The organism is Shewanella sp. 11B5 (genome assembly GCF_002836795.1).
GTDB classification, from domain to species: Bacteria; Pseudomonadota; Gammaproteobacteria; order Enterobacterales; family Shewanellaceae; genus Shewanella; species Shewanella frigidimarina.
Window position 1 is genome coordinate 1 of record NZ_PJAP01000515.1, and the last position, 5,745, is coordinate 5,745.

Below are 5,745 nucleotides of genomic sequence, written 5' to 3' on the forward strand. Positions count from 1 at the left end.
GGGTGGCAGTTTGATTAAGTCTCATCGTGGTATTTGGGCAAAAGATGGTGACTTATTCGTTAATATTGGTGAGGTTCAAGACGTTAATACGCTCAGTAATATCAGTTTATATGAGTTTAACGATCAACAAGAATTAACCCGAGTGACACATGCGAATACCGCGGTATTTGTTGATGATGTTTGGCAGTTATCTGTGGTTGAGAATACCACGGTTAAAGATGACCGCGTTATTCGTGATCACCTTGATACTGATGTGTGGCAATCTTCGTTAACACCAGATAAGTTGAGTGTGGTATCGGTTAAGCCAGAGGCATTATCCATTAGTGGCTTAATTGACTATCTAGATTACTTAAAGGTTAACCAACAAGATCCTAGTCGTTATGAACTGGCTTTATGGCGCAAGGTTATGCAGCCAGTAACGGTAGCTGTGATGATGCTAGTGGCATTATCATTTGTATTTGGACCGTTACGTACTGTGACCATGGGAGCTCGCGTTCTGCTTGGCGTAGTGGCAGGATTTAGCTTTTATATCAGTAATGAGATATTTGGCCCAATGAGCATTGTATATGAATTGCCAGCGGTGGTGGGGGCAATTGCTCCCAGCATGTTATTTACTGGCTTAGCTTTGTATTACATTCGGAAATAACCAATTGTTTGTTTAGTCGATATTGAAAGTGTATATAAAAATGGCAACCCAAGGGTTGCCATTTTTATTACTTATTTGATGCTTTTTTATTCGTTTTGCAGGCAAGTTAGTTTGGTATCTAGATTCGTTATGCACCATGCCAGTTACGCATTTGATTAGCTTCTACTGACAATACGACAACCTCTGAACGAGTCATCATGTCTTGTAATGCTAACTTGTCGGCATTGATGATAATCCACAGGTTACCAATACCCAGTAAAGACCAAATGACTCGAGCGCAGGCAGTAATAAAACTTAAATTTTGACCATTAGGGTGTTGAACCTTAAGTCGCCAAGCTCGCATACCTAAAGTTTGTCCACCTCTGCTCCAAAAAATGGCGTAAAAGCCACCAACACAAATGGCTATCCAGAATTGATACAAACCATGATAAAGCGGAGTGTTATTGAGTAAGTCTGACACATGCTCGTACTCACCCATCGCGATAAGCCCGGTGCTCTGCAGACCAAAGAAAAAACCAAAACCTAGTGCACCAGCAAACATATAAACGGCAATAGCAAGCATTGAGTCATACGCCATTGCACCTAAACGTCGAACAAAACTCGCTCGTGGGAAATTAGCATGATCTGAATTCAACATAGAGAGCCCTTACGTAAAACTAAATGATTAAATCTCATCATCTTCACGAACAAATTTGATGCTCGTAAAACCAAAACGTGCAAACTCGGTTTTACGAAATTCTTTCTCTGCTTTAGCGCCTTTTTTGGACGTTAACGCAATTTGTTTTTCTAAGATTAGAAACTTTTTCAAATCAATCCCTTCAGCTTCAGCAGCTGCTTCATAAAGATCATGATGTACGTCATAGCTAAAGGCGATAGTTTTGGTTTGGCCTTTAAAGGTATAAATCACTTGGCGTGCCATGGAGAACTCCTGAAATTAATGTAATTCACTTTTAAAAATAAAGAAAACGGCACCTAAAAGGCATAAGCCTGCCCACAAATAATCAAGTTTTAAGGGCTCTTTGAGATACCAAACGGCAAAAGGGACAAATACACATAAGGTGATGACCTCTTGCAGAATCTTTAATTGTCCCACGTTCATCACGGTATAACCAAGACGATTCGCAGGAACTTGCAATAAATATTCGAATAAGGCGATCCCCCAGCTCACTAAAGCCGCGATAATCCAGGGTTTGCTATTTAAGGTTTTTAAATGACCATACCAAGCAAAAGTCATGAAGATATTACTAAGACACAATAAACCGATGGTGATGACTGATGGGTGCATGATGAAGACCTTATGATAAGGATAAATACAGGTAACATGCACCAGCAGGATAACTGTCTAGTGACTTTGTTAGTTTTGCTGAGGTGGTGTTTGGCTTGAAGCCTTGTTGCAGCCAGTAAGTATGCGCACCTTGCACTGCCACCAGCCCAATGCCATTAATCGCCAAATTTTTTGCCTGATTGACGATATGATTAAACAACTTTTTACCAATGCCCATACCTTGAGCACTGGGTGAGATGGCCATGTCATGTAAATACCAGCTATCGGCATTAATCTGGCCACTTATCTCAGTATCCAGTGACGGAGCATCGCCTTGCAACCAAGGATGAACAAGCGCGTAGGCCAACACATTATCTTGTTGTTCAAACACCACACAGCTAGTCGGTGATGCTTGCCATTTACTTTGCATGACACCTAGTGATTCAGGCGTGAGTTCGACATAGCATTGCGCTTGTATTGCCATAATAGCGGGCCAGTCTGTAGTGGTAATTGGGCGGATTGACATATCATTTAGTCTTCATACTTATCGAAGTCATAATTATACTCAGAAACAGCCTAAAACCTAAGCGTTTATCTGTGCTAGAGTAAGCTTAAAAAATAGATATAAGGAATATCAATTTAATGAAAGTCAGTTTACATTCAATGAGTAAAGGCGTTGTTACATCAACATTGGTTACATCGACAGTGGTGATGTTAATTGCGGGCTCATCATTTGCTGCAATGGCTGGTGTTGAAGCATTTAAACCCGGCCCTGTGATTAAAGGTTATGGCAAAATCGCTGAAGTAAATAGCAGCTTAGTGATACCCGCGGATATGAAGTTTAAAGTCGCTTTTGATTTGGGGAACGCATCTAAACCTGGAGAATTAAACCGTAGTATCGATACCTTGGCGCGCTTTATTAATATGCACGTTGCAGCAGGCGTTAAGCTTGAAGACATTTCTGTTGCGATGGTTGTGCACGGTAAAGCCGCGAATGATATGACTAAGGATCGTTTCTATAAGCAGCTCAATGCAGGACAAAAGAATGTTAACAAAGACTTAATTGCACAGCTGATTAATCATCGAGTTAGGTTTTATGTGTGTGGTCAAACAGCCGCATATTATGGCATCAATCCGCAAGACTTATTACCAGGCGTAACCATGGCGTTATCGGCGTTAACTGCACATGCAGTATTAGCGCATGAAGGCTACAGCGTAAACCCGTTTTAACGTAATCGTCCTGATGAATTATCGATTAAATATATCTTGCATGGTGTATTTGTCGATAATGCTTTGAGTTGTACCATTTAGTTCAAGTTCTGCTATAGCGGCATTAATGCGTGGCAGCAAAGCTACATGCTCTTTACGAAGACGCATAACTAAGTGGCCCTTTGAATGGATAGCAGCAAAGGCAATTGGGGTGTTAAGTTTTTTGGCCCAATACAACGCCGGTAAATCACCAGAGATAGCGGCATCAACGCGATTTTTATAAAGTGCTCTTATTAAGTCGCGTTCGGAAGTAAAGTCGATTCGAATAAAATCAGCGTCATCATGGTACAAATAACCACGTACTGTGCCTATTTCTTTACCTTTAATGTTATCAATATTTTGCCAATCGTTGGCTTTTTTTTCTAAGGTAATAATGTTTTCTTGGATAGCGATAATTGGGTTTGATTGGACAAAAAGTGTGCCTAATTCTTCATTAGGAAACCAACTAGGGCTTACAAAGTCAAAGTCTAATAAGCCATTATCGAGTGCATAGTTTGTTCTTTTCGGCGGGAAGTTATGCTTTTCAATTTCAATATCAGCTTTGGCAAGCAGCAACGGAACCAACTCTCCTAATATTCCAGGCTCTTTTGGAGATTCTGTAATGTAATAGGGTACCCAACTGCTTGAAGCGTTGACGTTGTACTTGAGTACGGTATTAGCCTGAACGGTAGGACCACAAAAAAACATCGCAAAGCAGGTAATTGCAATAAAGCATTTGTTCATGGTATTTGCCTATTCTTACTATTGTTTCAATACTACATCAACCTTTAAGACTTAATATTGATCAAGGCACAGTAAGCATAAACTCTGGTGTAAATTGCTTGGCATTAATACGTAAGTTTTATGATGTTTGATCAATGAGGTTTTTTTATTGCCTGGACTGAGTAATATTCCTTGTTCTAGCGCTAAACGAGCCACCAGCTTTTCATCACCACGAATATACATTGAGATGGGTTTTACAATTTTCTCATCAACGATGTGTTGATTAAAATCTTTTGCTGAAATAATTAAACTGGATTTACCATCACTGTCGAGTTTTAGTTTTGCATCAATATCGGTATCGGTGATCACTACCCATTCTTGTGCTGTGAGCCCTGCCAACATGTTCTTCAGCCCTGTACCTGTGGCTATTTCACTGTTGTTAGCTTGTTGGTATTGATCGGCAATACAGATTAATAGTCGTTTTAGTTGAGCCCCAGCTCCTTGACTACGCGCTTGACGGATCCAAGCCGTTAAGTCGTCGGCCATTAGTTTTGAAAAACGTTTTGTTTTTAATGACTCAACCATCCAGTTACATAAAAAATGGCTTTCTTGTGCTGGCGTTCTTACCGCTTTGTGTTGTGAAGCCGAGGTGTTTATGGCTTCTATTCCAGCTAGCGCAAGTGTTAATAAAGCTTGGTTATATGTTTCTGTCGTCATGTCAACTGGGTCAATAAAGTAGTGTGATGGCTAGTTTACCGTGTAGTAGCAAATTGCTAAATAGATATTTGTGTTTAGTCGCTTAACGGAGCTGTAGTCTCTATTTGAATAAGCCGCAATTCACTTAACAGTAAGCTGCGGCTAAACGATGGTCGATTATTTTTTAGGTGGAAATTGCGCCAAAATTGCTACAACTGTTTGATTAATACCTTTGGCTTTATCTTCACCACCTTGATCAAAGTGGTATTGACCATTGCCACGCCAAATGAGGCGTTTATCTGTGGGATCGATAATATCAATTTGAATGGTTTGAGTTTTTGCCGTGTCACTGCCTAGCGGAATACCAATACTGGTGCCAAGACTAATACCGCCACCAGACCCCCATGTACCCGAGCCTAAACCAATAGAAAGCCCAGAATCTTTTTCTTTGTTTTCAGTCACAAAAGCATAGTTCACTACAAAGTCGGCATTATCGGCTTTAAATACATAACCTTGGTTAAGTAACGTTTGTTTAATATCATTATTAATGCGATCTGCCGTTAACGGATCATCCGTTTGCTTTACAGTGAGTTGGTTGAATGTTTTGAGTTCTGAAAAATCATAATTAACATCATAATCTTGCTTTGGTTTTGTTGCACAAGATGCAAGTAGTACTAAGCCACTCAGCAATAAAATAGGCGTGGTCCACACTGATTTACGTGTTGAATCTTGGCCTGAACGTCTTAAATTTATCATGAGACCCTCCTTATTAACTTGCAATAATGTACAAAATTAGCTCAATTAGTATAACCTTAATATAACAATGTTTAATGCTGGCTTTGGTTGATATGGCAAGCGATGGCTTTCAATCTCAGCTACAAGTGACTATATCGTATATTTAGATGTTAAGTACCAAATTCAATATTAGCTGAGGTTAAGCATTCTAATGATGGAACAGTTAAGTTTTTTTGCGGTGCCCAGCCCATGTATCGGCGTTTGTCAGTCTGACCGTCGTGGATATTGTATGGGCTGCCTTCGAAGCCGTGATGAACGTTTTAACTGGATGAGTTACAGCGAATTGCAAAAACAAGATGTAATCCGTTTGTGCACACAGCGCAAACGTCGCCGTCAATATGCTTTACATAAAGCTAAGCAGCTGGAGTTGCAA

The 5,745-nt window shown here is 40.1% G+C and carries 10 protein-coding genes; 3 read left to right on the forward strand and 7 right to left on the reverse strand.

What is annotated here, in order from left to right:
- Positions 1–646, forward strand: a 646-nt coding sequence (lptG, locus tag CXF78_RS12110; RefSeq protein ID WP_102036934.1) for an LPS export ABC transporter permease LptG, incomplete at its 5' end; no start/stop codon positions are given.
- Between the two features lie 127 nt (positions 647–773).
- On the opposite strand, the gene CXF78_RS12115 is transcribed toward lptG, so the two are convergent.
- Genes CXF78_RS12115 through CXF78_RS12130 form a run of 4 tightly spaced genes read right to left on the reverse strand, consistent with a single transcriptional unit; the run spans position 774 to position 2,436 of the window.
- Positions 774–1,283 carry an RDD family protein gene (locus tag CXF78_RS12115; RefSeq protein ID WP_011636401.1) on the reverse strand — a complete coding sequence of 170 codons (510 nt, stop codon included), beginning with the start codon at positions 1,281–1,283 and terminating at the stop codon, positions 774–776.
- 27 nt (positions 1,284–1,310) lie between these two features.
- Positions 1,311–1,565, reverse strand: a complete 255-nt coding sequence (locus CXF78_RS12120; protein WP_011636402.1) for a DUF2960 domain-containing protein — start codon at positions 1,563–1,565, stop codon at positions 1,311–1,313.
- A 15-nt stretch (positions 1,566–1,580) separates the two neighbouring features.
- Positions 1,581–1,931 carry a DMT family protein gene (locus CXF78_RS12125; RefSeq protein WP_011636403.1) on the reverse strand — a complete coding sequence of 117 codons (351 nt, stop codon included), beginning with the start codon at positions 1,929–1,931 and terminating at the stop codon, positions 1,581–1,583.
- Positions 1,932–1,941: 10 nt separating this feature from the next.
- Positions 1,942–2,436, reverse strand: a complete 495-nt coding sequence (locus CXF78_RS12130) for a GNAT family N-acetyltransferase (RefSeq protein WP_011636404.1) — start codon at positions 2,434–2,436, stop codon at positions 1,942–1,944.
- A gap of 116 nt (positions 2,437–2,552) precedes the next feature.
- Here CXF78_RS12130 and CXF78_RS12135 point away from each other — a divergent pair, with 116 nt between their 5' ends.
- Entirely contained in the window at positions 2,553–3,140 is a 588-nt protein-coding gene (locus CXF78_RS12135; RefSeq protein WP_011636405.1) for a DsrE family protein, read from the forward strand.
- A gap of 18 nt (positions 3,141–3,158) precedes the next feature.
- On the opposite strand, the gene CXF78_RS12140 is transcribed toward CXF78_RS12135, so the two are convergent.
- From CXF78_RS12140 to CXF78_RS12150, 3 genes are all read right to left on the reverse strand, one after another.
- Entirely contained in the window at positions 3,159–3,902 is a 744-nt protein-coding gene (locus CXF78_RS12140; protein WP_011636406.1) for a substrate-binding periplasmic protein, read from the reverse strand.
- A gap of 51 nt (positions 3,903–3,953) precedes the next feature.
- Positions 3,954–4,598 (reverse strand): DUF2913 family protein, encoded by a 645-nt coding sequence (locus tag CXF78_RS12145; RefSeq protein WP_011636407.1) that lies wholly within the window; start codon positions 4,596–4,598, stop codon positions 3,954–3,956.
- A gap of 156 nt (positions 4,599–4,754) precedes the next feature.
- Positions 4,755–5,333: a DUF4136 domain-containing protein gene (locus tag CXF78_RS12150; RefSeq protein WP_011636408.1), complete on the reverse strand. Its 579-nt coding sequence runs from the start codon at positions 5,331–5,333 to the stop codon at positions 4,755–4,757.
- A 193-nt stretch (positions 5,334–5,526) separates the two neighbouring features.
- On the opposite strand from CXF78_RS12150, the gene CXF78_RS12155 reads away from it, so the two are divergent.
- Positions 5,527–5,745: DUF1289 domain-containing protein (locus tag CXF78_RS12155; RefSeq protein WP_102036935.1), on the forward strand; the 219-nt coding region annotated here is incomplete at its 3' end.

Coding starts and splice junctions, on each gene's coding strand:
- CXF78_RS12115 (WP_011636401.1), bottom strand. CDS start 1,283: ATGTTGAATTCAGATCATGCTAATTTCCCACGAGCGAGTTTTGTTCGA.
- CXF78_RS12120 (WP_011636402.1), bottom strand. CDS start 1,565: ATGGCACGCCAAGTGATTTATACCTTTAAAGGCCAAACCAAAACTATC.
- CXF78_RS12125 (WP_011636403.1), bottom strand. CDS start 1,931: ATGCACCCATCAGTCATCACCATCGGTTTATTGTGTCTTAGTAATATC.
- CXF78_RS12130 (WP_011636404.1), bottom strand. CDS start 2,436: ATGTCAATCCGCCCAATTACCACTACAGACTGGCCCGCTATTATGGCA.
- CXF78_RS12135 (WP_011636405.1), top strand. CDS start 2,553: ATGAAAGTCAGTTTACATTCAATGAGTAAAGGCGTTGTTACATCAACA.
- CXF78_RS12140 (WP_011636406.1), bottom strand. CDS start 3,902: ATGAACAAATGCTTTATTGCAATTACCTGCTTTGCGATGTTTTTTTGT.
- CXF78_RS12145 (WP_011636407.1), bottom strand. CDS start 4,598: ATGACGACAGAAACATATAACCAAGCTTTATTAACACTTGCGCTAGCT.
- CXF78_RS12150 (WP_011636408.1), bottom strand. CDS start 5,333: ATGATAAATTTAAGACGTTCAGGCCAAGATTCAACACGTAAATCAGTG.